General features: G+C 37.2%; 25 protein-coding genes and 1 pseudogene. 8 read left to right on the forward strand and 18 right to left on the reverse strand.

Translation table 11 applies throughout. The annotated features are described in order from the left end of the window. Nucleotides 1-23: 23 nt before the first annotated feature. Nucleotides 24-1,007 carry an ornithine cyclodeaminase family protein gene (locus H9650_RS17335; RefSeq protein WP_191697760.1) on the reverse strand — a complete coding sequence of 328 codons (984 nt, stop codon included), beginning with the start codon at nucleotides 1,005-1,007 and terminating at the stop codon, nucleotides 24-26. Between the two features lie 72 nt (nucleotides 1,008-1,079). Then, nucleotides 1,080-2,420, reverse strand: coding sequence for an MFS transporter (locus H9650_RS17340; RefSeq protein ID WP_191697762.1), 1,341 nt, complete (start codon nucleotides 2,418-2,420; stop codon nucleotides 1,080-1,082). Nucleotides 2,421-2,582: 162 nt separating this feature from the next. Between H9650_RS17340 and H9650_RS17345 the strand changes: the two genes are divergently transcribed. The 3 genes from H9650_RS17345 to H9650_RS17355 all read left to right on the forward strand — a co-directional run bounded on the left by H9650_RS17345 (nucleotide 2,583) and on the right by H9650_RS17355 (nucleotide 4,544). Beyond that, nucleotides 2,583-3,095, forward strand: a complete 513-nt coding sequence (locus H9650_RS17345) for a helix-turn-helix domain-containing protein (RefSeq protein ID WP_151112824.1) — start codon at nucleotides 2,583-2,585, stop codon at nucleotides 3,093-3,095. A 228-nt stretch (nucleotides 3,096-3,323) separates the two neighbouring features. Next, complete coding sequence (locus tag H9650_RS17350) at nucleotides 3,324-3,713, forward strand: hypothetical protein (RefSeq protein ID WP_151112822.1); 390 nt, start codon at nucleotides 3,324-3,326, stop codon at nucleotides 3,711-3,713. Nucleotides 3,714-4,247: 534 nt separating this feature from the next. After that, on the forward strand, nucleotides 4,248-4,544 hold the full coding sequence (locus H9650_RS17355; protein WP_191697764.1) for a phospholipase: 297 nt from the start codon (nucleotides 4,248-4,250) through the stop codon (nucleotides 4,542-4,544). Between the two features lie 68 nt (nucleotides 4,545-4,612). Here the strand turns inward: H9650_RS17355 and H9650_RS17360 are convergent, their stop codons facing one another. Beyond that, entirely contained in the window at nucleotides 4,613-5,287 is a 675-nt protein-coding gene (locus H9650_RS17360; protein ID WP_191697766.1) for a DUF4097 family beta strand repeat-containing protein, read from the reverse strand. Between the two features lie 137 nt (nucleotides 5,288-5,424). Between H9650_RS17360 and H9650_RS17365 the strand changes: the two genes are divergently transcribed. Genes H9650_RS17365 through H9650_RS17375 form a run of 3 tightly spaced genes read left to right on the forward strand, consistent with a single transcriptional unit; the run spans nucleotide 5,425 to nucleotide 6,982 of the window. Continuing rightward, nucleotides 5,425-5,571: a hypothetical protein gene (locus H9650_RS17365; protein ID WP_191697768.1), complete on the forward strand. Its 147-nt coding sequence runs from the start codon at nucleotides 5,425-5,427 to the stop codon at nucleotides 5,569-5,571. A 1-nt stretch (nucleotide 5,572) separates the two neighbouring features. Beyond that, nucleotides 5,573-6,316, forward strand: coding sequence for a MerR family transcriptional regulator (locus H9650_RS17370; RefSeq protein WP_191697770.1), 744 nt, complete (start codon nucleotides 5,573-5,575; stop codon nucleotides 6,314-6,316). A gap of 9 nt (nucleotides 6,317-6,325) precedes the next feature. Next, nucleotides 6,326-6,982 (forward strand): GAP family protein, encoded by a 657-nt coding sequence (locus H9650_RS17375; RefSeq protein ID WP_191697771.1) that lies wholly within the window; start codon nucleotides 6,326-6,328, stop codon nucleotides 6,980-6,982. 44 nt (nucleotides 6,983-7,026) lie between these two features. Here H9650_RS17375 and H9650_RS20905 read toward each other — a convergent pair. The 6 genes and pseudogenes from H9650_RS20905 to H9650_RS17405 form a co-directional block, all read right to left on the reverse strand. Then, nucleotides 7,027-7,167 (reverse strand): annotated as a pseudogene (locus H9650_RS20905) (AMP-binding enzyme); the annotation flags it as partial. A gap of 19 nt (nucleotides 7,168-7,186) precedes the next feature. Further along, nucleotides 7,187-7,963 carry an alpha/beta hydrolase gene (locus H9650_RS17385; protein ID WP_151112814.1) on the reverse strand — a complete coding sequence of 259 codons (777 nt, stop codon included), beginning with the start codon at nucleotides 7,961-7,963 and terminating at the stop codon, nucleotides 7,187-7,189. Nucleotides 7,964-7,966: 3 nt separating this feature from the next. After that, nucleotides 7,967-8,764, reverse strand: coding sequence for an ABC transporter ATP-binding protein (locus H9650_RS17390; protein WP_191697773.1), 798 nt, complete (start codon nucleotides 8,762-8,764; stop codon nucleotides 7,967-7,969). Nucleotides 8,765-8,774: 10 nt separating this feature from the next. Beyond that, nucleotides 8,775-9,806, reverse strand: a complete 1,032-nt coding sequence (locus H9650_RS17395; RefSeq protein WP_404814918.1) for a FecCD family ABC transporter permease — start codon at nucleotides 9,804-9,806, stop codon at nucleotides 8,775-8,777. Next, nucleotides 9,799-10,806, reverse strand: coding sequence for a FecCD family ABC transporter permease (locus tag H9650_RS17400; protein ID WP_144541284.1), 1,008 nt, complete (start codon nucleotides 10,804-10,806; stop codon nucleotides 9,799-9,801). Before H9650_RS17400 ends, H9650_RS17395 begins: the two co-directional genes overlap by 8 nt. 18 nt (nucleotides 10,807-10,824) lie before the next feature. After that, a complete protein-coding gene (locus H9650_RS17405; RefSeq protein WP_225216152.1) occupies nucleotides 10,825-11,805 on the reverse strand; it encodes an ABC transporter substrate-binding protein in 981 nt (326 codons plus the stop codon). Between the two features lie 198 nt (nucleotides 11,806-12,003). Between H9650_RS17405 and H9650_RS17410 the strand changes: the two genes are divergently transcribed. Then, on the forward strand, nucleotides 12,004-13,458 hold the full coding sequence (locus H9650_RS17410) for a phospholipase D family protein (RefSeq protein ID WP_191697775.1): 1,455 nt from the start codon (nucleotides 12,004-12,006) through the stop codon (nucleotides 13,456-13,458). Between the two features lie 117 nt (nucleotides 13,459-13,575). Here the strand turns inward: H9650_RS17410 and H9650_RS17415 are convergent, their stop codons facing one another. The 3 genes from H9650_RS17415 to H9650_RS17425 all read right to left on the reverse strand — a co-directional run bounded on the left by H9650_RS17415 (nucleotide 13,576) and on the right by H9650_RS17425 (nucleotide 14,767). Then, nucleotides 13,576-13,728, reverse strand: a complete 153-nt coding sequence (locus tag H9650_RS17415; protein ID WP_144541288.1) for a DUF1540 domain-containing protein — start codon at nucleotides 13,726-13,728, stop codon at nucleotides 13,576-13,578. Between the two features lie 75 nt (nucleotides 13,729-13,803). Further along, nucleotides 13,804-14,280: an NUDIX hydrolase gene (locus H9650_RS17420; RefSeq protein WP_191697777.1), complete on the reverse strand. Its 477-nt coding sequence runs from the start codon at nucleotides 14,278-14,280 to the stop codon at nucleotides 13,804-13,806. Between the two features lie 16 nt (nucleotides 14,281-14,296). Then, nucleotides 14,297-14,767 carry a YbaK/EbsC family protein gene (locus H9650_RS17425; protein ID WP_151112804.1) on the reverse strand — a complete coding sequence of 157 codons (471 nt, stop codon included), beginning with the start codon at nucleotides 14,765-14,767 and terminating at the stop codon, nucleotides 14,297-14,299. A gap of 280 nt (nucleotides 14,768-15,047) precedes the next feature. On the opposite strand from H9650_RS17425, the gene H9650_RS17430 reads away from it, so the two are divergent. Then, on the forward strand, nucleotides 15,048-16,184 hold the full coding sequence (locus H9650_RS17430; protein ID WP_151112802.1) for a SpoIIE family protein phosphatase: 1,137 nt from the start codon (nucleotides 15,048-15,050) through the stop codon (nucleotides 16,182-16,184). Between the two features lie 144 nt (nucleotides 16,185-16,328). On the opposite strand, the gene H9650_RS17435 is transcribed toward H9650_RS17430, so the two are convergent. The 6 genes from H9650_RS17435 to H9650_RS17460 all read right to left on the reverse strand — a co-directional run bounded on the left by H9650_RS17435 (nucleotide 16,329) and on the right by H9650_RS17460 (nucleotide 24,672). Beyond that, nucleotides 16,329-17,186: a CheR family methyltransferase gene (locus H9650_RS17435; protein ID WP_151112800.1), complete on the reverse strand. Its 858-nt coding sequence runs from the start codon at nucleotides 17,184-17,186 to the stop codon at nucleotides 16,329-16,331. Between the two features lie 12 nt (nucleotides 17,187-17,198). Beyond that, entirely contained in the window at nucleotides 17,199-20,009 is a 2,811-nt protein-coding gene (locus H9650_RS17440; RefSeq protein WP_191697778.1) for a CHASE3 domain-containing protein, read from the reverse strand. Between the two features lie 485 nt (nucleotides 20,010-20,494). Further along, nucleotides 20,495-21,046, reverse strand: a complete 552-nt coding sequence (locus tag H9650_RS17445; protein ID WP_144541299.1) for a biotin transporter BioY — start codon at nucleotides 21,044-21,046, stop codon at nucleotides 20,495-20,497. Nucleotides 21,047-21,305: 259 nt separating this feature from the next. After that, entirely contained in the window at nucleotides 21,306-22,232 is a 927-nt protein-coding gene (rbsB, locus tag H9650_RS17450) for a ribose ABC transporter substrate-binding protein RbsB (RefSeq protein WP_144541301.1), read from the reverse strand. A 15-nt stretch (nucleotides 22,233-22,247) separates the two neighbouring features. Continuing rightward, nucleotides 22,248-23,189: a ribose ABC transporter permease gene (gene rbsC, locus H9650_RS17455; protein ID WP_144541302.1), complete on the reverse strand. Its 942-nt coding sequence runs from the start codon at nucleotides 23,187-23,189 to the stop codon at nucleotides 22,248-22,250. Continuing rightward, the gene (locus H9650_RS17460) at nucleotides 23,176-24,672 is read right to left on the reverse strand and encodes a sugar ABC transporter ATP-binding protein (protein WP_144541304.1); all 1,497 of its coding nucleotides are present in this window, start codon (nucleotides 24,670-24,672) and stop codon (nucleotides 23,176-23,178) included. Before H9650_RS17460 ends, rbsC begins: the two co-directional genes overlap by 14 nt. Nucleotides 24,673-24,679: the final 7 nt, after the last annotated feature.

Below are 24,679 nucleotides of genomic sequence, written 5' to 3' on the forward strand. Positions count from 1 at the left end.
TATTTTGCTACTCGGACTCCTTTTCATACATCTATTTCCGTTCCGATTTTCTGCGCCTTCGCTTTTACATAGACACCTTTTGCCACAGCTAAGTCATAATATGCTGCACCAACTGATTTGAATAAAGTTATTTCCTGTTCCTGCTCTCGGCCATTCAATTCCCCCGTCACAAGCTTACCAATTTCTCCATGAACTTCTTCGAATGACCATTTACCAATCTTATCTGCATACATAAGTTCCCCTGCTTCATCCTTAACGCCAGCAATATCATCTACTACTATTTTGGATGACTTGGTTATGGTCGCTACATCCATCTCAAGCATATGAGGTAAATAAGAGCCAACTCCATTTATATGAGTACCTGGCTTTAAATCATTCCCATTGAAAACCGGCTCATTAGATCTCGTTGCACAACAGACAATGTCTGCCTGACTAACTGCAGCAGATACATCCACAAACACCTCATATGGAATGTTGACTCCAAAGTCTGCTAGCTTTTGACCAAACCTTTCTGCTTTTGAGGAAGTTCTATTGACGAGAATAATACGCTCGATGCTACGAACAGCAAGTACTGCAAGCACTTGTTCAAAGGCCATTGCTCCTGTCCCAATTACTGTTAATACCTTTGAATCCTTTTTAGAGAGGTAATCTGTGGCAATACCACTAAGTGCTCCAGTTCTTAGCCTTGTTAAATAGGAGGCGTTTAGCATTGCCAAGTGTTCTCCATTTTTTGCATCTGAAAGTAAAACAACCCCCTGTGTAGTGGGCTTCCCTTGTAATGGATTATTCGGGAAGATAGTGACTACCTTCACTGCTGTAACCTCCCCAACTAAATCGGCGCTTGGCATATATAAAGCTGAAGCTTCGTGTTGTGGAAATTCAATTACTGTTCTATGTGGATTTGTTATTTTATTTGCTGCCTTTGCTTTTAGGACATCTTTGACATCCCTTATCGCATCTTGCATTTTATATGTATGCATTATTTCTTTTTCATTTATCACTAACATTGTAAGGACCTCCTTCAAAATAAAAACTCGTCTTGCCACCTTAGCGTAAGACGAGCTTTATGTTCATGCGAATTACACTTTACTTAATTCTTTTTTAGCTGTCTTTGTTACTGGTGTATCAGTTTGTATTGCCGTCACATCATCTAAATTCTGCTGGCTTCTATCTTTAACTGCCCAAATTGCTAATAAAGAAATAACAGCCGTGAAGATAATATAGAATGCTACTGGGACATAGGAACCGTCAAATTGAAGCATGAGACTTGTCGCTACTAACGGTGCTGTACCCCCTGCTAAAGCCGCCCCAATTTGATAACCTAATGTGATTCCCGTGTAACGTACTTTTGCATCAAAGATTTCCGAGAACATCGTCCCGAGCACCGCAGTAATTGGCGCCCAGATGATTCCAAGTCCAACTACTGTAGCCACAACCAATAACACAAGCGATTGCTGCTGAAGCATCCAGAAATAAGGGAAAGCAAACACAATCATCCCAATTGTTCCTGCTACATAAATCTTCTTACGACCAATTTTATCTGAGAGACTTCCCATTATCGGTATAAGGATAGTGGTGATTATTGTGGCAACCATTACAGTATTTAATACCGCAGTTCGAGAGAAGCCAAGTTCAGCAGTAGCATAAGAAACAACAAAAGTTCCAAAAATATAGAATGGTGCTGTTTCAACTACCTTGGCTCCTACAGCTATAATAACCTCTTTCCAATGATATTTTAGCGTATCTGCAATCGGTAGTTTTGGAATCTCTCCAGACTTTTGTACCCTTTTAAACGAAGGTGTTTCTTCAATTCCTTTACGAATCCATAATCCAAAAATAACTAACAAAGCGCTCATGATAAACGGAACTCGCCAACCCCAAGTCATAAAGGAACCTTCTGGAAGTAGAGTCATAATAGATAATGCAACTGTACCCATTACCATACCGATTGTTACTCCCATTTGTGGGATTGCTCCGTATAAACCACGTTTTTCTTTTGGTGCATATTCAACTGCTAGTAGAAGTGCACCACCCCACTCTCCTCCAATACCTAAACCTTGGATTAATCGTAGCGTAATTAAAAGAATTGGAGCCCATACTCCGATTGCCTGATACGTTGGTAATAATCCCATACCAAACGTTGCAACTCCCATTAAACTCAGTGTAATAACTAAGGTTTTCTTTCTACCAATCCGATCACCAATATGACTGAATATGATTCCCCCGAATGGACGGATAAAAAATGCTAAAGCAAATGATGCATATGAGAGCAATAACCCTACAGTTGGTTCCTCTGTTACGAAAAATAGCTGATTAAAAACAAGGGCAGCCACTGTCCCATATAGAAAGTAATCAAACCATTCAATTGAACTTCCTACTAAGCTAGCAATCCAGACCTTTCTCATTTGTTTTGGATCCATTTACATCTCCCTTTCTAAAATTGAAGTGATACTTTAATTTCTCCCTCAGTTTCATTTTAATAGTTTTAAATTTTCTGTCAATAAAAATTTAATATAGCTACCGTTGAGGCATTTCCATTTAATAGGTATGATGGTTAATAGAGAAAAAAAGGAGAGATACATATGTCTTCTAATTCAATAGGAACCATTTTAAAAGATTTAAGAAAAGAACGTAAGCTCACCTTAAAAGAACTCGCAGAACTAACAGAGGTTTCGATTAGCTTCCTCTCTCAAGTTGAAAGAGGAAAATCTAGTGTAACTTTAGAATCCCTAAAAAAAATAGCAGATGCGCTAAAAGTCAATCCAACCGTTTTCTTTTCAGATGTCTCATCCAACGATCAATTAGCTGAAATAAGACAGCAGTTTTATTACAAGGATTTATCTAATGGTTTACAGGATGCTTCATACACCCCTATATTAGTGACTCTTCAACCAGGGGAAGACAAAGGAAATGCCTTTTCACATAGTGGTCACGAGTTTCTTTTTGTTGTGGAAGGAACATTAACTGTAGTAGTAGATGGCAAGGAAGAAGAATTGAAGGAACAGGGCTCCACGATGTTTGACGCCAATCTGTTACATTATTGGTACAACCTCACGGACAAGCCGGTTCGATTCTTAGTAATTTCTTCTAGATAGGGAAAAATAATAAGTTCAACTGTAGGAAAAAAGTTTGAATTGAAATCTTTTCGAAAGAAATAATTATTATCTTAATTAAAATATTAATAGCTTAAAACCAAGCAAATGCTATAAACTTCTCTCTTACTCTAATTAAATATCCCATTTTCCATGATTTGGATTATTAAAGTTTCTATGAATTAATAGTAAATTAAATGGGAAGGGAATTTATGATAAGGGGGAAAGACAATGGATCAAATATTTTCTGAGCAAGTGAAGGAATTAGAAGTAACTGTTTCAATCACTGAGGAGTATATCGAAAATATAATGAATGCTGTGTTAGAAGGGGGCCAATGGGTTATACATAAAGAGGAACAGGCACAGTGGGTGGAAAAGCCTGCTGGGATATATCAAGATGAATGGGCAGCTCGTCTTTTACTCACTGGAGAAACGCTGAAACTAATAGACAAGAGAAATGAGAATACTATATTTCTCATGACTTTAGATGACTTGTATAACGGCATAGCATTAATTTTCAAGAATGGACACCATAACGGCTTTTCAAATACAGTAACTAAAACTGAAGCAGACGCAATTATTCAATATTCGTTATTTAAAAAACTTCCATATTTAACTTAATACTATTAAACGATACAGCAGCCTTTCTTAGGGCTGCTTTTTTTAAACAGATAACATTGCAATACTTTATTGAATATATTTATTGTCTCCATCGAGGTCAAATGGAAAAAAGCTCCGGTGGCCGGAGAGCTGCCTCCTCACTTTCCTCCATTTGCTTGTCGGGGCAGACATAGGTGCCTGCGCTTTTCTATTTGTCTAGCTCCCGCACCTTGCCCCTCGAGGTCAAATGAAAAAAAGCTCCGGTGGCTGGGGAGCCGCCTCCTCGCTTTCCTCCATTTGCTTGTCGGGGCAGACATAGGTGCGTGCGCTTTTTTATTTGTCTAGCTCCCGCACCTTGCCCCTCGAGGTCAAATGGAAAAAAGCTCCAGTGGCTGAAGAGCTGCCTCCTCGCTTTCCTCCATTTGCTTGTCGGGGCAGACATAGGTGCGTGCGCTTTTCTTAGAACATAAATAAACTTTGGACAGCTAGGTGCTTGTATTTGTTCGTATATAAAAATGAGAATACCCTAACTAATAAAGGGAAGGGGGTGTTAGTTTGCGACAAAGAAGAAAAAGAAAACGCGGCTTTTGCGTTCCTGGCTATAATTGGTGTGGCCCTGGGTGCAGCGGACCTGGAGCACCAGTAAACGAAGTAGATGCTACATGTATGATGCACGACTTTTGCTACGAAAGTGGGCGAAGTCAATGTGAATGTGATCGCGAATTTATAGAAAGACTCCGCCCACTTGTTAATCGTCATACCGAATCGGGGAGGCATGCCCGTTTATTGCACAATTATATGCGCTTCCAAAGCAACTTTACCTGTAAACCCCCTCGAAAAAGATTATTTTAAAATTACAGATGTTTAAACTACCACCAACTTAAGGCGGTAGTTTTTTATGGCAATTACACTATCCTTTTTTACTCTAGCCGTATATTTCCTGAGGAAGTTTTCAATTCTATAAGATATTTTCCACTTCCTAATACTCCTTTTGTTTCTTGTTTCTCTTTTTCTTTCACAACAAACATTTTGCTTGTGTTCCTATTACCACTATTAGATTGAAGAAACCAAGCTACATCAGGATTGGCATCGTCCAACTTAATGTCTATATTACCGCTTGTCGCTTTTACAAAGAGATTGCTTTGAAAATCTTGAAAATCCAGATTAACACCTCCACTGCTCCCATTCACCTCTAAATGATCGGTGGATAAGGATAAGTTCTCCCCTCTCAATTTTCCTGAAGACCCTTTAAATATAATGTCCCCTTTATATTCTGAAGGGATTTTTACATGAAGCTTAGGCATTTTATTTATTTTTAATAGACGAGTAATATCACTACGTACACTTATCATAAGCTTTTCTTCCTTCTCCTCCAAACGGATACCCGGTCCATTGTCTTTCAGCACTAGCATCACTTCTATAAAATCTGTTTCAACTGATTCCAATGTAATATCTGTGCTTCCATAATCAATTTCAATACTCCTTATATTGTCCAGTTCTCTACTTTCGTAATCTTCCGTTCCCTCTTCTTTAAAACAAGCACTCAAAACAAGAAGTACTAAGATAATAATTCCTGTTAATGATAACTTTTTCATCTATTACCCTCCAATCTATTTAGAACCACCTTACAAGATGACGTTGGGTCATTTACAACTATTTAAATTTTCTCTTAAAATACTTGAAACTGACGTAACGTCATTTTATATAATTAAGGAGGATTGGAGGAGATTTGATGAAACAAGGGGATATCATTATTTACGGTTGCGTTATTATAGGTGCAGGAGTTGGTTTAGTTTTCGATGCTGCGTTTCCAGGGGTATTGATAGGCTTAGGAGTAGGCTATGTCATACAATACTTAACCAAAGGGGAGGATGGATAAATTGCTTCATATCAACAAGGTCGCTGAACTCACTGGTACTACCGTAAGAACATTACGCTATTACGATAAAATTAATCTGCTAAGCCCCGCCTCTAAAACGGAGGGCGGTCATCGTTTATATAACGAGGAAAAACTACAAAAGCTCTTACAAATTCAATTCCTCAAAAAAGCGGGTTTCTCACTAGAGGAAATTAAACAAATGCTATACTCCAACACATGGAGCTGGTCCACTAGTTTAAAAGAACAGCTGAATTATGTCATAAATGAACAAGAAAAATTAAAAACAATTGAGCTTTCCTTAAGAGAATTAATAAATTCATATGAAATGGAAAGAGAAGATAACGCAGTTGTTTTGCAAAAGCTAATGCAACTAGCAGTAACAGACAAAGAGAGCAAAAGAATGTTTCGAGAATCTACGTTTTCTAAAACAGATTTAGAGCAATGGGATCAACTCCCCCATATGTCAAGTAATGAAGAAGCATCTCTTGAATGGATTAGCTTGATTGGATTATTAAAGGATTCTATGTCAGAGGAACCCCATTCTCCTACCGTCCAACATATTATTTTACAAATGGAAGAAAAACGAATACAAGAATATGGACAACAGAACGATTTTCTCGATCAACTTTGGGAGATTAGAAAATCAGAAAAAGAATCTGAAAAGCTAGGGCTCTATCCCCTTGACCAAGACTTACTTGAATTTCTGGAGAGTGCCTACGCTATCTACCTAGCCAAGAAGGAATGAGGGGATGTTATGAATATGGAAATTCTTCTAACGATTATGGGATTGGCTGTATTGGACACGCTTAGCCCTACTATAATTGGCGTAACTCTCTATTTAGTAGTGATGGAAAAGAAAAGGCTTATTAGACTTCTATCTGTATATCTAATTACAATAGCTATTTTATATTTCTTTTTAGGTGTCTCTCTTATGTTTGGTATAACTTTATCCTTTGATTTTTTCAAGGAGCTTTTTAAGCATCAGATTCTTAGCTGGACAATATTTTTAATAGGAATGATTATGTTTATCGTAAGCTTTTATATGCCAAAGAAAAAAGCCGCCATTCCTTCGGTTCCGAGCAAAAAAACCACTTTCACCATGTTTAAGCTTGGTTTTACTACTTTCTTAATCGAAGGAGGAACAGCGCTTCCTTATTTTGCTGCCATTGGCTTGATGAGTACGTCCAATCTAACATTACTGGAGTGGACATCTATTCTCGGGATCTACAATATAATTATGGTCTTGCCATCCATTATATTGATGGTTATGTATACACTATTTGGTCGTTGGCTACATCAGCCTTTTCGAAAACTAAACGATAGACTATCTAAAAGTAAAGACTCTGCTCTTTCTTGGGTTATGTGTATTGTAGGGATAGTCTTGATATTTGCCAGCTTAGACTATCTTTAACAATAAAAGATCTCATAGCTAGCAAGCTGTGAGATCTTTGCGAATTAATTTACTTTTTTAGGTCCGTTCCAGTACATTTCTCGAAGACGGAATTTTTGTAGCTTACCTGTGGCCGTTTTTGGAAGTGCCTCTACAAAATCTATTGCTTTTGGAGCTTTAAAATGAGCCATGTTTGAACGACAATATTCACATCCACAACCTAGTTTAATTTAAATATCGGAATGCCCTGCTTAAAACAGATGGTACCACTGATGCATGGTTTTCATCCTGTGCAATAAATATTTCTGTTTTTACACTCTCTTTTAAAGCTGTGTACAAATGATTTGCGTCTTCTACCATAAAGCCTTCTTTGCTACCGGCTGATATAAACAATTTTTTATAATGAAGATTTTTGGGGAAACGGACAAAATTCTCTGCTTCCTTACATAGCTCATATTCATTCCACCAGGCTGAAGGGCTTATGGAAAGATAGCATGAAAAAAGATTCGGTTTCTTAAACAAAGCCCAAATGACAAAAAGGCCACTTAAGGAGTGACCAAAAAGAGCCTGCTTCTGTAGGTCAACCTGATACCTTTTCTGCACCCTTGGTATTAGCTCCTTCTCTAAAAAAGCAAGGAACTTCTCTGCTCCCCCGTGTTTCCCTATATCTTTCCCATTTAATCTCTTTGGATAGATATAGGCTTCTGCCTCTGGTGTAAAGTCTAGAAACCTTCTCTTGCGCGCTACATCTTCTTTTCCAGAATGTCCAATTCCAACTACGATAGAAGGCGCGATAAGAGTTTTTGGTGCGTTCTGTGATTGTAGCTTCACCACATCCCTTGCAAGCTGAAAATACCAATTTCCATCTAGTACATAATAGATTGGAAAGCCCTCCTTAGGAGGTGCGCTGGTTGGGATAGATACCTTTATGTCATATAGATAATTCGTATACTCGGAATCTATTTGCCAATGCTCTGTATCCTCTAGTAACACCTTATCCATCTATTACACCTCCTCTAACGTTTCGTATCCATAGCATACAGGTGAAGCTGTATCCTCATCGAACATAATCTTCGCCTCTATTTGGAAAACCTTTTTCATGACTTCCTTTGTTATAATTTCCTTTGGTGTTCCAGTCTCTATTATTTCTCCGTTTCTCATAGCTATGAGCTCATGAGAAAAGCGAGCAGCATGATTTATATCGTGTAATACCATCACTATGGTACATTGGTGCTTCTTATTGAGCTCTTCCACAATCTTAAGCATTTCTAGCTGATGCGCCATATCTAAGTAGGTCGTTGGCTCATCTAACAATAATATTTCAGTTTCCTGTGCGAGCGCCATTGCTAGCCAAACCTTTTGGCGTTGTCCACCGGATAGTTGGTCGATTTCTCTTGAGCGAAATTGGATTGTCTTTGTGACCTTCATTGCCCATTCAATAATCTCTATATCTTTTTTTGAAAGAGTTCCAATATTTTTTCTATGTGGAAAGCGCCCATAAGAGATTAACTCCTCTACTTTCAATTGAGCTGGGGCTACAGGACTCTGCGAAAGTAACGCTAGACGTTTGGCAATATCTTTCGTTGACAGTGACTTCATATCTAGCTCTTGTAAATAAACCCTACCACTCTTTTGGTGGAGAATACGCCCAATCGTTTTTAACAACGTCGATTTTCCACATCCATTTGGCCCAATAATTGTAGTTATTTTCCCCTTTTGAATGGACGTATTTAAATTTGTGAAAACAATTTGCTTTTCATAGCCTGAACTAAGCTGTTCCACTCGTAATATACTTTCTATCATAGGTATCCTCCTATGCTCTTGTTTTAACTAATAAATATAAAAAGTACGGAATTCCAATAATTGAAACGATAATTCCTACCGGTAGCTCTGATGGCTCGAATACGGTCTTAGCAATATAGTCAGAGAAGACCAATAAAAACATACCTACTGCAGCACTCATCGGCACTACATATCGATGCTTAATGCCTACCAACCTTTTAGCAATATGAGGAGCCATTAAGCCAATGAAGCCAATTCCGCCTGATACTGATACACATGCACTAACAAGTCCTATGCTACACAGCAGTAGGATAGATTTTTCTTTTTCCACAGATATTCCAAGACTCTTTACACTTGCGTCCTCTAGCTGAAGATAATCCAGCAAATGACTTTTGCGATAAATTGCATAGCCAAGAATAACAACCCAAGGCAAAACTGATAAAACAAAAGACCAATTTGCATTATATATACTGCCAGAGATCCAGACAGCAGCCATTTCATAGTCGCTCGCATTCATCTTGAGCGATATATATAAGGATACCGCACCAAAACCGCTACTTATCGCAATACCAGTTAGGATTAGTCTTTGCATATCCAGCACGCCATTTCTCCAGGAGAAAATATATATAATAGCTGCAGCAAGTGCTCCTCCCACGAAGCCAAAGAGTGGCATGATAAACACGGAATACCAGCTATCGAAACTAATATTGGTAGCAGACATTTGAAAGAAAAACATGAATATAACAATGGAAGCTCCTGCTCCTGCATTAATCCCTAATATGCCGGGATCAGCTAAACCATTTCTTGTCACTCCTTGAATAACAGTTCCTGCAATTCCTAGGCCAATTCCTACTAATGCAGCAATTACAATTCTTGGTAATCTAAACTCAAATATAACCAAATCTTGTTTTTCATTTGGATCTATTCGTAGAAAGGTTTTGATGATATCCATGACGTTTATATCAAAGGCGCCGTTAGTAATATGAAAATAAAAGGCGATAATAGTCAGACCAATAAAGATAGACATCATTGTAATAAATCGTATGAAAGGGCCTTTATGCACGCTGTGCTCCCCCTCTCGTCCGAATTAGGTAAAGGAAGAAGGGTACACCAATAATTGCGGTCACTACACCGACTGGCGTCTCAAACGGGAAGTTGATAAAGCGACTTAGCACATCACACAAAGCTAAAAAGACCGCTCCAATAGCCGCGGAGCATGGTATTAGGAATCGGTAGTCTACTCCAACTAGAAAGCGTGTAATATGTGGAATGATTAAACCAACAAATCCTATTTTTCCAACTAAGGCAACCGCAGTTCCTGTTAAACAGACTACTGCTAGAATACTGATGATTTTCACCCATTTTGTCCGTTGCCCCAAACCTACTGCAATCTCATCACCTAATGAGGCAATTGTAATCGACTTGGCAACACCTAATGCTAAAAAGAGGCCAACCAAACCAAAAGGAATGGACAATAATAGCATGTCAGGATTTACTGTATGTAATTTTGCGTTATACCAAACGCTGACACTTTGCGACACTTGAAAGTACATTGCAATAGCCGAAGCTAAGCTACTCAGAAATGTTCCAATGACTGTACCGATAATAGCCAATCTTACCGGAGATAAACCACCCTTTATCAAGGAACCAAAACCAAAGACGAGACCTGCTCCAATTGCAGATCCAATCATTGATAGAATAATCATTTGATAATTAGGAAGCCCCGGAAAAAAGACCATAGCTATTGTAATAACAAACGCTGAGCCATCATTTACTCCCATAATCGAAGGAGATGCCAAATAGTTTTGGGTAATACCTTGCATAACCGCTCCAGCAACAGCTAGAAAAGCTCCAACCAATAAAGCAGCGATTACGCGTGGTAACCGCGATGTCATAATAATGTTATGGTCCACATTATTTTCATCGAATTGCGTAATCGCCTGCCAAACTGTTAGTAGACTAATATCTTTAGCTCCATATAATATAGATAAAACTATTGCTAGCGCGATGAACAGAGGAGAAACTATTAAAATAATGGAAGCTAATGTATTTTTGTTTTTCATTATTCATCGCACCTAACTTTACTTCGATAAATTTTCAATCGCTGCGTCTAAGAATTTTACTTTAGACCAAGCCGTACCACCTTGCGCTAATGGATCAACTGCGTTTACAAATACATGATCATTTTTAGCAGCTTCTATGCTACCAAAAATCGGATTTTCTAAAAGCTCATCTAAGGCAGCTGCATTATCAGTATTTTCACTTGCTTCAAATTGAAGGAATATATAGTCTGGATTTGCATCTGCTAAAGCCTCTAGAGATAATTCTGCCTGAGCCTCTGCTTTTGTAACTACTTCTGGAACTTTCAGCCCCAAATCCTCATAGATAACAGGGTTTAAGTAAATAGATTCAGGATAAGCATTGATGCTTCCTTTACGTATACGTAATACGAGTACTTCCTTATCCTTTAATGATTCTCCTAATTCTACTTTAGCCTTCTCAGCCTTTTCTTCATAGTCAGTAATTATTTTTTCTGCTTCTGATTCTTTGTTTGTTAATTGACCCAGTAACGTCAAGTTTTCTTTCCAATTCGTTGCAACATGAGAGTAAGGAATCATTGTTTGAATTTTATTTAATGCAGTTACAACCTCTTCACCATGCTTAGATGAGCCTAAAATCACATCTGGATTTAACGCTAGGATAGCCTCATTATTAGGAGCAAATTTATCTCCAACGAGTTCCGCTCCCTCTAATTCATCCGCTAGGTATGTAGGAATAGCATTTGCTATTGCAAGAACGCCTACTGGCTTAACTCCTAAGATTGCTGCATCCTCCATAGATTCTAGACTAGCTGCCACAATATTATTTACTTTTGCGGGTACCACGTAGTCTTCGCCTAAATATGTAAGTGTTTGTTCTGTATTTGCTTCATCACTCGAAGTTTCTTTAGCTTCTACCTCTACCTTTTCAGTAGAACTTTCCTCTTTATCTCCACAAGCAGCTAAGCTTAACGCTAGCATCGCTGTTGCACTCATCATCCAATATTTTTTAATTTTCATCATTTTTCATCTCCCTATATTTTTTCTAATTGATAACGATTATCATTTTCATAATATCTCAAAAATAAATTTATTACAATAGCATTTTTAAAATAAATAATAATTAATTTATAGTATAAATCTGATGTAATTATAAGTTTGTAGATTTTAAAAGTGGGAATATTATATGTAAAATAGAAGTTTAATAGGAGGAGTTTTTTCATGGCTAAAAAAACTAAAAAGCCATGGAGCAAAAAGAAGAGGATTGTCGCATCCTTTATTACCGCTTTTGCTCTTATATACATAGCTGTGATCTTATGGCATACATTTAAGCCACTTCCCCAAGGCGTTTCCTATGCAGGAGATTTACATAAAACAAACAATATACGATTTCTAACGGATTTAACTTATGCGCAGGATAAAAAAGGGACAAATACAGTGCATGAAAATAACATTTTTGATGAGGTATATAAAACTATTGAAGAAGCTGAGGAATTTGTAGTATTAGATTTTTTCCTAGTAGATGGTTATTACGATGAGGATCAGGACTTTCCTAATATAGCGGATACACTTTCCTCCACAGTAGCAGCAAAGAAAAGAGAAAACCCGGAGATGCCAATTGTATTTATCACAGATCCTCTTAATCGTGGGTATGGCTCCTATGAAAGCGAATGGTTCAAAAAAATGCGAGATGCTGGAGTAGAAATTGTCTATACAGATTTAGATGCCTTAAGAGATTCAACCCCAGTCTATTCAGGAATTTACCGCATTTTTTTTCAATGGTTTGATATTGGTGGCAAAGGCTGGATTGCCAATGCAATGGCTAGCGAAGCTCCGAAAATGACAGTTGCTTCTTATATGACGCTTCTAAACGTAAAAGCTAATCATCGAAAAGCGTTGATAACGGAAAAAGCTGCAATTGTTACCTCCTCCAATCCACACGATGCCAGTGGTTTTCATGGCAATATAGCTATAAAATTAGATGGACCAATTATTAATGATATTTTAGAGGCAGAGGAAGCTGTTTCTGTATTTTCAGGAGGACCGAAGCTTCCTAGGATACAGGCTAAGAAACAAGAAGGAGAGTATCAGGCACAATATTTAACCGAGAAGAAAATATTTGATGCATTAATGAACGATATAAATGACACTAAAAAGGGAGATAAAATTTGGTTAGGAATGTTCTTTGTCGCCGAACGTAACATCGTTAATGCACTAGTTGATGCCGCAAATCGCGGAGTAGAGGTAAATTTGATATTAGACCCTAATGAGAATTCCTTTGGTCGAGAAAAGTCTGGATTGCCAAATCGCCCAGTCGTACAAGAACTGCTTGAGGATACAAATGAGAAGATTAATATACGATGGTATAACACCGTAATTGGTCAATATCATACAAAAGCTATATGGATTCAGACCCCTAAAAATACAATCATTTCAAACGGTGCTGCAAACTATACGGAACGTGCTTTAGATAATTACAATTTAGAGAACAACGTAAGAATCATTGCCCCAAATGACAGTGAGCTAGCTATTGAAATGGAGGAATATTTTAAAAGACTATGGAACAACGAGGATGCTATGTATACGGTAGAGGTGAATGAGTATCAAAATGATTTTACTTGGTGGCAGCGTTGGATTTATGCCTTCCAAAGCTATACAAAAATTACGACCTATTAAATCCATACTCCCCTATTTAAGTACAGCTAGCCCTCTATGAGAGACTAGCTGTACTGTTTTTTACACATTATTTTTTTAACGTGTGATTAGGTGAGTAATAATAGACATGCAGATATATTACTTCGGTTCAAATGTTTTACAATCTGTTTCATCACTGTTGGAAGCTTGGTTTCCTTTACGGCTTACTACATAAATAGCTTTTGCATTACATTTGTTTCCTTGTCTCCAAAACTTACAGTTGTTCACTTCACAAAGTACATCTTTAGCCATTAGTATCACACCTCCTCTTTTCTAGCATGAACGTTTTCAATAAAAGTCATACTAAAAAAGCGAGATTTCCCTACACTATTTAGTCTCTACAAAATGAGTTAGATGTTCTGGCAGCTCGGAACATCTATTCTTTAAAAATAATGGATATACATTTAACTCTTTCAATTCGTCAAAGGTTTTCCAATAATACGTATGAATTTTCCCTTCTTCATTCTCTTCAAATTCATTTCCTTTTATTAAAAGCTTATCGTCTTTTAGCGATAGAAGATAAATGAAGCAAATCTCATGAAATTTCTCTTTTAATACTTCCTCTTCAAAAAAGTTTTCGTTGATCCATAGTAAACGTTCGATGGCAGCATCTACTGAGAGCTCTTCTCTAATTTCACGGAGAATAGCATCCTCACTTTTTTCGTGCATGCTCACTCTCCCACCAGGAAAATAATAGTATGGAGAATTCTCGTCCTTCATAATTAATACTTTACTTTCATTTAGAAGTAATCCTGCAACACGATAATTAAATCTGCCTTCATCAGTTTTAAATGATAAATCCATTTTACACCCCTCTTTTCTATTCCCAAGCCTTACAAACGTCTACCCATTCCACACCTTTTGCATATGTATATATTTCCTCACAAGTAAGCTCTATAGCACTATTACTACTTCCGCACGCGGGGAATACTGTATCAAACCTTTTCAAGGAAATATCTAAATACACTAATACATTCTCTGGTATACCAAATGGACAAACTCCTCCAATGGCATGGCCAACTTTTTCTTCCACCTCATCCGATGAAAGCATCTTAGCCTTTACTCCAAAGGTTCTTTTAAATTTAGCATTGTCGATTTTAGTGTCTCCAGCTGCAACTACTAGCAGGCAATCCTCCTCTTTTTTGAAGGATAATGTTTTAGCTATTCTTGCAGGCTCTACGTTAAGAACACTTGCAGCGAGCTCTACTGTAGCACTTGAAGCTTCATATTCTAGAATCTTGTCTTCCATACCAAATCTTTTAAAATACTCCTTAACTAATTCGATTGCCATTTACTTCACCTCGTTTGATTCTTTTTCTCATTTTATTATATAGATAATTCAAATAAATTAAATAGAAGCTTGCTAATTAATATTTACATTAAGCTACCGAAATAACTATTTTAGTAAGATTAGGATAAGAAGTTAGATATTAAACATTGAAGCAAAAGGCTTATAAATACACTATTCATATATTCTTTTGTATAATAAATAAGAAGAGTTATCATAGAAATTTAATAGATAGAGATAACTTAACTACACTATCTTTAAACACTACAGGGGGAAATAAGCGATGACGATTTTACTGGTAGATGACAACACGGTCAATCTATTTGTAATAGAAAAAATATTAGATAGCGCTGGTTATAAAGATACTGTATCTCTTACATCCGCACAGGAGCTATTTGACTATTTACAGATCGGCGAACAAAATCCAACCTGTAATTCAGTAGATTTAATATTACTAGATATTATGATGCCTGAAATAGACGGTCTTGAAGCTTGTAGGAGAATTAAGCAGCAAGAACGATTTAAGGATGTACAAATAATATTCGTGACAGCATTAGAGGATAAAAACAAATTAGCTGAAGCACTAGATGTAGGTGGAAGTGATTATATTACTAAGCCTATAAATAAGACAGAGTTACTGGCACGTATAAGAGTTGCTCTTCGCTTAAAAGCAGAGTTAGATTGGCATACTCAGCATGAAAACAAAATCCAATATGAATTAGATTTAGCAACTCATGTCCAAAGAAGTCTTCTAAACCCACCATTAAATGAAAAAAACATTCAAATTGAGGTTTCATATTTACCATCCTTCAATCTGGCTGGCGATATGTACTATTGGCATAAAATAAGCGAGCATCGTCATGCCGTGATTTTACTAGATATGATGGGACATGGAATTTCTGCTTCCCTAGTTTGTATGTTTATATCTTCTGTATTAAGAGAGGCTATTAAACAATTAGTGGAACCGGAACTTGTTATTAAAGAGCTAAATCGCTATATGGTTTTAATACATAACGAAAAGGTTGGTATACCATATTATTTCACAGCCATCTATATGATTGTGGATACAGAGCAAAAAACGATAGAATATGTTAATGCTGGTCATCCACCTGGATTTGCTCTAATTGATGAAGAAACGGTTGTTCCGATTAACAAAGGCTGTTGTGCAGTAGGGTTCTTTGATGAAATTGAAGTTAAGAAGGAAGTAATTTCCTACGAGAAGAATATCCAAGTTGTTTTATATACAGATGGGGTTCTAGAGGCTATGGGGCCAAATGAGATACAATCTGAAAAACAAATTGAAACTTTAACCTCTAAAAAATGGGATCATTCTCAAGGTATAATTGATAATTTGCTATCCAAAGAAAAGCAACAGGATCAACCCGACGACATGTGCGTCTTAATGGTTCAATGCAATTAAGAATAGAAAAAGCGACTTTATATATTACTGAAAATTTTAGAGAGGATGGCTGTGATGACCTATGTCACGACCATCCTCCTTTTCATAAGAAACACTTTGAATTGAAAAAGCAGGATTCTTATTTTAATATAAGAATCCTGCTTTTTATTTATATCTTTGATAAATACGTTCACTACCTACTACCTCTTGAAAGTTATCCATCACCTGACAAAATTTTAAAGTTTCCTTGTCTCCTAGCCCAAGGAAACCTTGTGGACTTAAGCTCTCATAGAATAATTGTTGTACTTGATCCTGAAGTTCAGGAGTAAAGTAAATAAGAACATTACGGCAAATAATTACATGAAATTCATTAAACGATTGATCTGTAACAAGATTATGCTGTGCAAAGATAATATTTTCTAAAAGAGAAGGATGGAAATATGCATATTGATAATCCGCCTTATAGTATTCAGAAAATGCTTTATTTCCACCTGCAAGCATATAATTTTTAGTATATGCCTGCATCTTTTGTATAGGAAACGCACCCTTACTTGCCTTTTCTAGCACTTGCTCATTCATATCGGTTGCATAGATAACGGTTTTATCCTTTAGCCCTTCTTCTTCTAATAAAATGGCCATCGAGTAAACTTCTTCTCCAGTAGCACAACCAGCATGCCAAATACGAATTTCAGGATATTCTCTCAAAATCGGCACAACTTCTTCTCTAAATGCTTTAAAAAAAGTTGGATTTCGGAACATCTCGGTAACATTGATCGAAAAATCATTTAGTAATTGCTCTAGAAAACCGTCTTCATGAATAACCTTTTCTAGTAAACCTGTAATGGTTGAAATTCCATTCATCTTCATCCGATTATGAATTCGACGAGAAATGGAAGATCGATTATATTGCCGAAAGTCGAACCCTGATAAGCGATAGACTGCTTCCAGCAGGAAATCTACTTCTAAGTCTTCATGTTGAATATTAACGCCCTCTAGCTCTCCACTTTCATATTGACTGTCCATTTCCATACTCCCTTAAGATGCTAACCAAACTCGAAGAACAGAGAATAATTGATCTAGATTTAATGGCTTACTAATATAATCAGAAGCACCCGCCTCTAGACATTTATCTCGATCATTTTTCATCGCCTTCGCCGTTAAAGCAATAATCGGTAATTCTGTCATATTCATTTCATTTCTAATTTTAGACATTGTCTCATATCCGTCCATATTTGGCATCATGATATCCATAAGTACAACATCTATTTCTGCATTACTTTGTACAATATCTAAGCATTCCAAACCATCTTTAGCAACAAGGATATTAATTCCTCGTCTTTCTAATGCCGTTTTGAGTGCATAAATATTTCGATAATCATCATCGACGATTAAAATATTTTTATTGGAAAATACATTCGCATCCTCAGGAAGAGCTTCAAACTTTTCCTCTTGCTCTTTTATCTTTTGCTCCTGTTCCTCAAGAGTTGAATTCTCTTGTTCCTCCCGTACCTCTTGTATTTCCTCCACTTTCGCTTGAGTAGAGGCAACCTCTCCGAAGCTCAAATCAATCTGCTCTAAAATTGGACCTTTTGGCAGACTAGGAACAACTAAAGTAAAGGTACTTCCCATTCCCTCTTGGCTTTGAAGGGTAATCCAACCACCAAGCAGCTTAGCAAACTCACGGCAAATAGATAAACCAAGACCAGTTCCTCCGTATTTACGTACAGTTGCACCATCTGCTTGCTGGAACGATTCAAAGATCAAATCGTGCTTGTCCGTTGGAATCCCTATTCCGGTATCGGCAATAGAGATCTCAATCCACTCTTTACTAATATCTAACATTTGTTCCGTTTGAAGATTACTATCTAATTGCTTTATCGTTAAAGCAACGGAGCCTTTTTCCGTAAATTTAATAGCATTAGATAATAGATTTTTAATAATTTGTTGGAAGCGTTTTTCGTCTGTAAAGAAAATATCAGGAACATTCTCTGCCTTACTTATACGAAAATCTAAATTTTTCTTCTGGGCTATTGGTGAGAATATATGCTCCATCTGAACAGGTAATTCGCTTAGATTAACCTCTTCAAATAAAACCTCTAGCTTTCCTGCCTCTACTTTAGAAAGATCTAAAATATCATTGATCAAGGATAATAAATCTTCCCCCGAAGAATGAATTACTTTTGCAAACTCTGCCTCATCTTCAGATAAATTACCTTTTCCGTTTTCTGAAAGCATTTCGGAAAGAATTAATATACTGTTTAAAGGAGTACGTAATTCATGTGACATATTCGCAAGAAATTCTGATTTATAATTAGAGTGAATAGTAAGCTGTTCTGCTTTTTCCTCTAATTCCAGACTAATTTTTTCTAATTCTTCCGATTTAGCTTCTGCATCTTTTGTTCGTTCTTCTAATTGTTCATTAATCTGAGTTAGTTCCTCTGTTTGCATTTGTAGCTCTTCAGATTGAGTTTGTAGTTCCTCTGATTGTGTTTGTAATTCTTCAGATTGTGCCTGCAATTCTTCTGTCATTGCTCTTGACTCATTTAGAAGTCGAACAATTTCCATACGGCCCATAACACTATTGATAGATAAGCCAAACGTTTCCACAATCTGTGTTACGAGGTCTTGCTGTAATTTGCTATACTCTGACATTGTCGCTAGCTCTACTACTGCTATTACTTCATCCTCGAACAAAATAGGAACTATAAATATGCTTCGCGGCGGAACCTCACCTAATCCAGTAGAAATATAGCGATAATCTTTTGGAATCTCATTAAAGACAAAAACATTTTTCTCAAGGGCACATTGACCAATTAGTCCTTGTCCCAATCGGAAGCTTTCTCTTCCAATCTCATTTTGAGAATTCGAGTCAGCAAAAGCCGCTTTTTTTATAAAATGAACTTCTTGATTGTTTGTCTCTCTCACATAAAAAGCGCCATAAGACGAGTTTGTCATTTTAGAGATTTCAGACATAAACACACTAGCGAGCTTATCAATCGAGCCTACTCCTTGATATTTCGTGACAATTTCTGCAAGACTTGTTTGCAGCCATTCTCTGTCATCGAGATTATCTAATAGTTCGTTTGTTGCTATTGCTAAGTCCTTAATCTCATCGTTAGTAGTAACATGAATTCTTTCCTTACGATCACCATTTTCTGAAGCAATCTTTTTAATAGTTTCCGTTACATCTTTGACAGTACGAACAATCGATTTGGAGACCTGACTAGCCATTGCTATTGCAATAGCAGAAACGATCACTAAAAGACCAAATAATCCTATAGTCAACATATTATTGCGATCATCTAACTCTTGCGCTCTAGTTTGTGCATCATTTCTTTCGTATTCTCTAAAATCGTTAAACTGACTACGGATAGATTGCATATACTCACGACCACGATCATTTGCATAGAATTGCTGAATCCCTTGCTCATTATTCTGTCGCTTAAAATCAATTGCACGCTCACCTGCCTCTGCTATCCAAAGGTCGATTGTGCCTTTTACCTCCACAAGCTTTTCTTGCTGTTTTGGCTTGTCCTCTAAAAGGTCAAACAGTTGATCAAACTCTACCTGCCATTCATCGGCAGCTTTATAATAAGGTTCCAAGTAACTCTCGTTGCCTGTAATGACAAAGCCTCTCTGACCAGCTTGCATGTCCATTACATATTTTTCTACATTATTTGTAAATGTTTCCACTTCGGTATTATATTTTATTAAATCATTTCTTTCTTGCTGTAGTGAACGGATTTGACTGTTCAATATTATAACGGAAGCAAATAAACAAAGAATAATGATAATGTAGCCAACGGTAATTTTGGAACGTATGCCAAACTTAAATTTATCCTCCATTTTGATTCCTACCTTTAATTCGGATTTTACTATACTAATAGTATATGAATTGGTTATAAAATAACAGTGTTTGCCCCTATAAAAAATTTAACTAATTACCTATTTTTATGCATGTGAAAATCAACGTGGTTATTAAATAGCTATTAAGTAGTTTGAGGCAAGAAAAGCGCATTCGCTTCCTTACATAGATAGGTCTCCATATATACTTTAAAAAAAGTATATATGGAATTAAGTATTATTGTTTTCCGCTATAAGGGGCGGTTAGCGATAAGCCTCCATAGCCGCACTAAATCAATGTTGCCACTTCAAAATATGTCATGACTTCTGAAATACACTTAAAACTGCAGAAAAAAAAACGATGCTAAGGGATGATTCCCTAGCGCCGTTTCTTTTTGAAAAATTATAACTTTAAGGATAGTGTTAGTAAATTTATTCATCTACTCCCTAGCCGTAAATCTTAAAACTATCACGGTAACTCCGCTCATTTATGCCGTTGCCACGATTAAATGAGCTTTTTCTAAGCGACGTCGAACGACAACACCAAACCATGCAGCTAGTACTGCTTTTATTACACCTACGATAACAAACGGTGCAACGCCACCCATAAACGCTGCTGTCCATGTCAAGTCAGCTATGATTTTTAACCAAACTGTACCAAATACCAATGTGACAACCATACCGATTAAGTTTGCTACAATGGCGTGTGAAATTGTGATACCAAATTTTTTCATGTAAAGTCCCATAAGTATCGCTGATGGCAAGAATCCAACAATATAGCCTCCTGTTGGTCCAATAACAACCCCTAATCCGCCCGACATACCACTGAATACTGGCATCCCTACTGCACCGATTAATATATATACTATCACTGATAATACACCTGTTCTCATACCTAAAATGGTAACGACTAAACCTACTGCTAAGGTTTGCCCTGTAATTGGTACGAGTGGTAGCGGAATCGTCACTTGCGCAAGTATTGCTATAATTGCTGCCCCAATTGCTGCTAAGACGTACTGATATGTATTTCCCTTTTTCAAAATTATTCCCCCCACATATGAGTTAACCACATTTTTATATTGGTTAACACAAATATAAAGTAATTAAGCTTATATTGTCAATCCCCTTTCTAATCTTGCAATCTAGGTCGTTTCGTCCGTTAGATTCTTGCTTTGTTGCGTAACGGCAGAAAGTGGATATATGCTAGCTTGCTTTCCTAAAATGAATAAAAATACCGTGAACTCTTGTTCACGGCATACCTATAAGAAAAGCTATCCCGTAGGATAGCTTTTCTATATATTATTTTTTTATTAATTCTAAATCTACAGGGATAGAAGCTTCTACTTCTTCACCGTTTAATGCTTTAATAGCTGCTTCCATTGCTTTTTCACCAATTTGTTCTGGTTTTTGAGCGATTGTACCAGCTAGCTTACCATTTTCTACAGATTTTACAGCATCATCTGTAGCGTCAAAGCCAATTACAATAATATCTTTGCCAGCTGCTTCGATTGCCTCTAAAGCGCCTAATGCCATTTCATCGTTGTGGGCAAAGACACCCTTGATGTCTGGGTTAGATTGAAGAATGTTTTCCATAACGGTTAAACCTTCTGCACGATTAAAGTTTGCTGTTTGTTTAGCTACAACGTCTAATTTACCATCAGCCACATTATTGAAACCTTGGCCACGGTCACGAGCTGCAGAAGATCCCGCGATACCCTCTAATTCAACTACTGCAGCGCCTTCTCCTGCTAATTCTAGTAAATATTCACCTGCAAGCTCTCCACCAGCAACATTATCTGATGCGATATGGGCTACTACTTCTCCACCTTCTGAACTGCGGTCAACTGTTACGACTGGAATATTTGCTGCATTTGCTGATTCTACAGATGAAACTACTGCTTGTGAGTCTACTGGATTGATGATAATAAGGTCAACGCCTTGTTGGATTAAATCCTCTACATCACTTGCTTGTTTTGAAGCATTATCTTGTGCGTCAACAACTGTAACTGTTGCTCCTAATTCATCTGCTTTTGCTTCTGCTCCATCACTTAATGTTACGAAAAACGGATTGTTTAAAGTGGAAACAGATAAACCAATTTTATAGTCACCCTTTGATCCTGTAGATTCTTTTTTAGAATCGGATTTCTCAGAGCCTGGTGCATCCATTGAACATGCTGCTAGGAACAATGCTACGATTAACAGTAAAGCAAAATAAAGTTTTTTCATACTGTTTTTTCTCCTTTATACTGTTTTTTTGCGATCTATTAAAACCGCTAATAATATAACTGCACCCTTCACCACTTGCTGGAAGAAGGAGGATACACCAATTAGATTTAGACCATTATTCAAGACACCTATTATAAGAGCCCCGATTAAAGTACCAACGATCCAACCACGACCACCTGTTAAGCTTGTACCACCAAGAACTACCGCTGCGATTGCATCTAGTTCAAACATGTTACCGGCGGTAGGCTGAGCTGAATTTAAACGAGATGTTAAAATAAGCGAAGCAAGGGCTGCTAAAGCTCCAGTTAATGCGTAAACATAAATTTTAATTCGGCCAACCTTAATACCAGAAAGACGAGAAGCTTCCTCGTTACCTCCGACTGCATAAACTCTACGTCCAAATGTCGTCTTTTTCAAAATAAAGTAAAGTACTGCAAATGCAACAACCATTGTTACAACTGGCACAGGTATACCCAAGAAGTATCCTTTCCCAATCATTTGGAATGATAGTGAATCTCCTAATCCTGAAATTGGTCTACCTTCTGTATAAACTAAGGTTAGTCCTCGATAAATAGTCATTGTTGCTAGAGTAGCGATAAATGGAGCAACATTCCCTTTAGAAATAATAATTCCGTTAATTGCCCCTAAAATTGCCCCTAAAACAAGACCTATTAGCATTGCTAAAATTGGATCCATTCCACCAGCAAGTAACCCTGCTGTGACAGCTCCCGTAAGAGCTAAAATCGATCCTACTGATAAGTCAATCCCTCCAGTTAAGATAACAAAGGTCATCCCAAATGCGATAAGAGCATTGATAGAAACCTGTCTTAGAACATTCATTAAGTTATTTACAGTTAAAAAGTTTGGACTCATAATAGTGATGATTACCACTAGTAAAATTAGTCCTAGCAATGGCCCTAATTTTTGTAGCACTGATTGTGAACTAGATTTTAGCAACTTTGTCCCCTCCGGTAGCGTAATGCATTATTTTTTCTTGTGACATTTCTTCTTTGGTTATTTCACCAGTTATCTTTCCTTCATGCATCACGAGCACTCGATCGACCATTCCAATGATTTCAGGAAGCTCGGAGGATATCATGATAATAGATACTCCGTTTTCAGCAAGTGTGTTCACAATGGAGTAAATTTCTTTTTTCGCTCCTACGTCTACTCCTCGTGTCGGTTCATCCAATATTAAAATATCAGGCTCAATGCCTAACCATTTGGCTATTACAATCTTCTGTTGGTTCCCACCGCTCAGTGACTTAACTGTTTGATCAGGACCAGAAGTACGTACGCCTAATCGTTTCACCATAGAATCATATAAGCTTTTTTCTTTTTGGTTACTCACAACACCGTTTTTTGATATTTTGTTGAAATTTGTAATGCCTAAATTTTCTTTAACAGAGAAATCTAATATTAGCCCTTCCGATTTTCTGTCCTCGGTTACAAAGCCAAAGCCGAGCTTAATAGCGTCTAGTGGCGTATTAATCTTTACTTGTTTACCATCTAGAATTAGTTCACCACTGTCCAGCTTTTTGTAGCCAAATAATGATTGAACTACCTCTGTACGCCCTGCACCCATAAGTCCTGCAACGCCAAGTATTTCTCCTTTTCGTAACTCAAAAGAAACATCCTCGAAAAAGCCTTTTCTTGTTAAGTTCTTGGCTACAAGCTTCACCTCACCGATTTTAGAAGTTCTGTCGGGGAAGCGCCCGCCTAGTTCGCGTCCAACCATCATTTGGACAATTTCATCGAAGGTCGTTTCTTTGACATTTCTAACTCCCACATAGCTTCCATCACGTAAAATAGTGATACGGTCACATATTGCAAAAATTTCTTCCATTCGGTGAGAGATATAAACAAAGGACACTCCCTTAGCCTGTAATGCTCTAATAGTTTCAAACAATGTCTCTATTTCTCTATCTGTTAAAGCAGCAGTAGGTTCGTCCATAATGATAACATCTGCATTGGAAGAAATGGCCTTTGCTATCTCAACAATTTGCTGCTTACCCACTGATAGATTTCTTGCTGTTGTTTTTACATCTACATCCAAGCCAAGGTTTAACAATACCTCTTTAGCAGCTTTATTCATTTCCTTTGTTTTTAAAATTCCTGATTTGCCAAACGTCTTTTCATTTCCAAGAAATAAATTTTCTGCAACCGTCAAATCCGGTAGAATATTAAGCTCTTGGTGAATTACTGCTATCCCAGCCTGTTCTGCTTCCTTGGGATTTTTAAATTCAACAGGGTTTCCTTTGATCTTGATTTCACCTGAATCTCTAGTGTAAATTCCGGTTAAAATTTTCATTAAGGTAGACTTACCTGCACCATTCTCACCCATTAGTGCATGAATTTCTCCTGGAGCTATTTCAAATTCAACATTATTCAACACTGTATTTCCGTTAAAGGCCTTTGAAATACCAGTCATCTCAATCATTGCTTCC

This window comes from Psychrobacillus faecigallinarum, assembly GCF_014836595.1.
GTDB lineage: Bacteria > Bacillota > Bacilli > Bacillales_A > Planococcaceae > Psychrobacillus > Psychrobacillus faecigallinarum.

Excerpts from the sequence above, each read along its gene's own strand:
- H9650_RS17400 (WP_144541284.1), bottom strand. The coding sequence starts at position 10,806 with ATGAAAAACAAAAATACATTAGCTTCCATTATTTTAATAGTTTCTCCT.
- H9650_RS17365 (WP_191697768.1), top strand. The coding sequence starts at position 5,425 with ATGAAACAAGGGGATATCATTATTTACGGTTGCGTTATTATAGGTGCA.
- H9650_RS17435 (WP_151112800.1), bottom strand. The coding sequence starts at position 17,186 with ATGGACAGTCAATATGAAAGTGGAGAGCTAGAGGGCGTTAATATTCAA.
- H9650_RS17405 (WP_225216152.1), bottom strand. The coding sequence starts at position 11,805 with ATGATGAAAATTAAAAAATATTGGATGATGAGTGCAACAGCGATGCTA.
- H9650_RS17360 (WP_191697766.1), bottom strand. The coding sequence starts at position 5,287 with ATGAAAAAGTTATCATTAACAGGAATTATTATCTTAGTACTTCTTGTT.
- H9650_RS17410 (WP_191697775.1), top strand. The coding sequence starts at position 12,004 with ATGGCTAAAAAAACTAAAAAGCCATGGAGCAAAAAGAAGAGGATTGTC.
- H9650_RS17415 (WP_144541288.1), bottom strand. The coding sequence starts at position 13,728 with ATGGCTAAAGATGTACTTTGTGAAGTGAACAACTGTAAGTTTTGGAGA.
- H9650_RS17440 (WP_191697778.1), bottom strand. The coding sequence starts at position 20,009 with ATGGAGGATAAATTTAAGTTTGGCATACGTTCCAAAATTACCGTTGGC.
- H9650_RS17350 (WP_151112822.1), top strand. The coding sequence starts at position 3,324 with ATGGATCAAATATTTTCTGAGCAAGTGAAGGAATTAGAAGTAACTGTT.
- H9650_RS17335 (WP_191697760.1), bottom strand. The coding sequence starts at position 1,007 with ATGTTAGTGATAAATGAAAAAGAAATAATGCATACATATAAAATGCAA.
- H9650_RS17460 (WP_144541304.1), bottom strand. The coding sequence starts at position 24,672 with ATGATTGAGATGACTGGTATTTCAAAGGCCTTTAACGGAAATACAGTG.
- H9650_RS17390 (WP_191697773.1), bottom strand. The coding sequence starts at position 8,764 with ATGATAGAAAGTATATTACGAGTGGAACAGCTTAGTTCAGGCTATGAA.
- H9650_RS17430 (WP_151112802.1), top strand. The coding sequence starts at position 15,048 with ATGACGATTTTACTGGTAGATGACAACACGGTCAATCTATTTGTAATA.
- rbsB (WP_144541301.1), bottom strand. The coding sequence starts at position 22,232 with ATGAAAAAACTTTATTTTGCTTTACTGTTAATCGTAGCATTGTTCCTA.
- H9650_RS17420 (WP_191697777.1), bottom strand. The coding sequence starts at position 14,280 with ATGGATTTATCATTTAAAACTGATGAAGGCAGATTTAATTATCGTGTT.
- H9650_RS17375 (WP_191697771.1), top strand. The coding sequence starts at position 6,326 with ATGAATATGGAAATTCTTCTAACGATTATGGGATTGGCTGTATTGGAC.
- H9650_RS17425 (WP_151112804.1), bottom strand. The coding sequence starts at position 14,767 with ATGGCAATCGAATTAGTTAAGGAGTATTTTAAAAGATTTGGTATGGAA.
- H9650_RS17385 (WP_151112814.1), bottom strand. The coding sequence starts at position 7,963 with ATGGATAAGGTGTTACTAGAGGATACAGAGCATTGGCAAATAGATTCC.
- H9650_RS17345 (WP_151112824.1), top strand. The coding sequence starts at position 2,583 with ATGTCTTCTAATTCAATAGGAACCATTTTAAAAGATTTAAGAAAAGAA.
- H9650_RS17340 (WP_191697762.1), bottom strand. The coding sequence starts at position 2,420 with ATGGATCCAAAACAAATGAGAAAGGTCTGGATTGCTAGCTTAGTAGGA.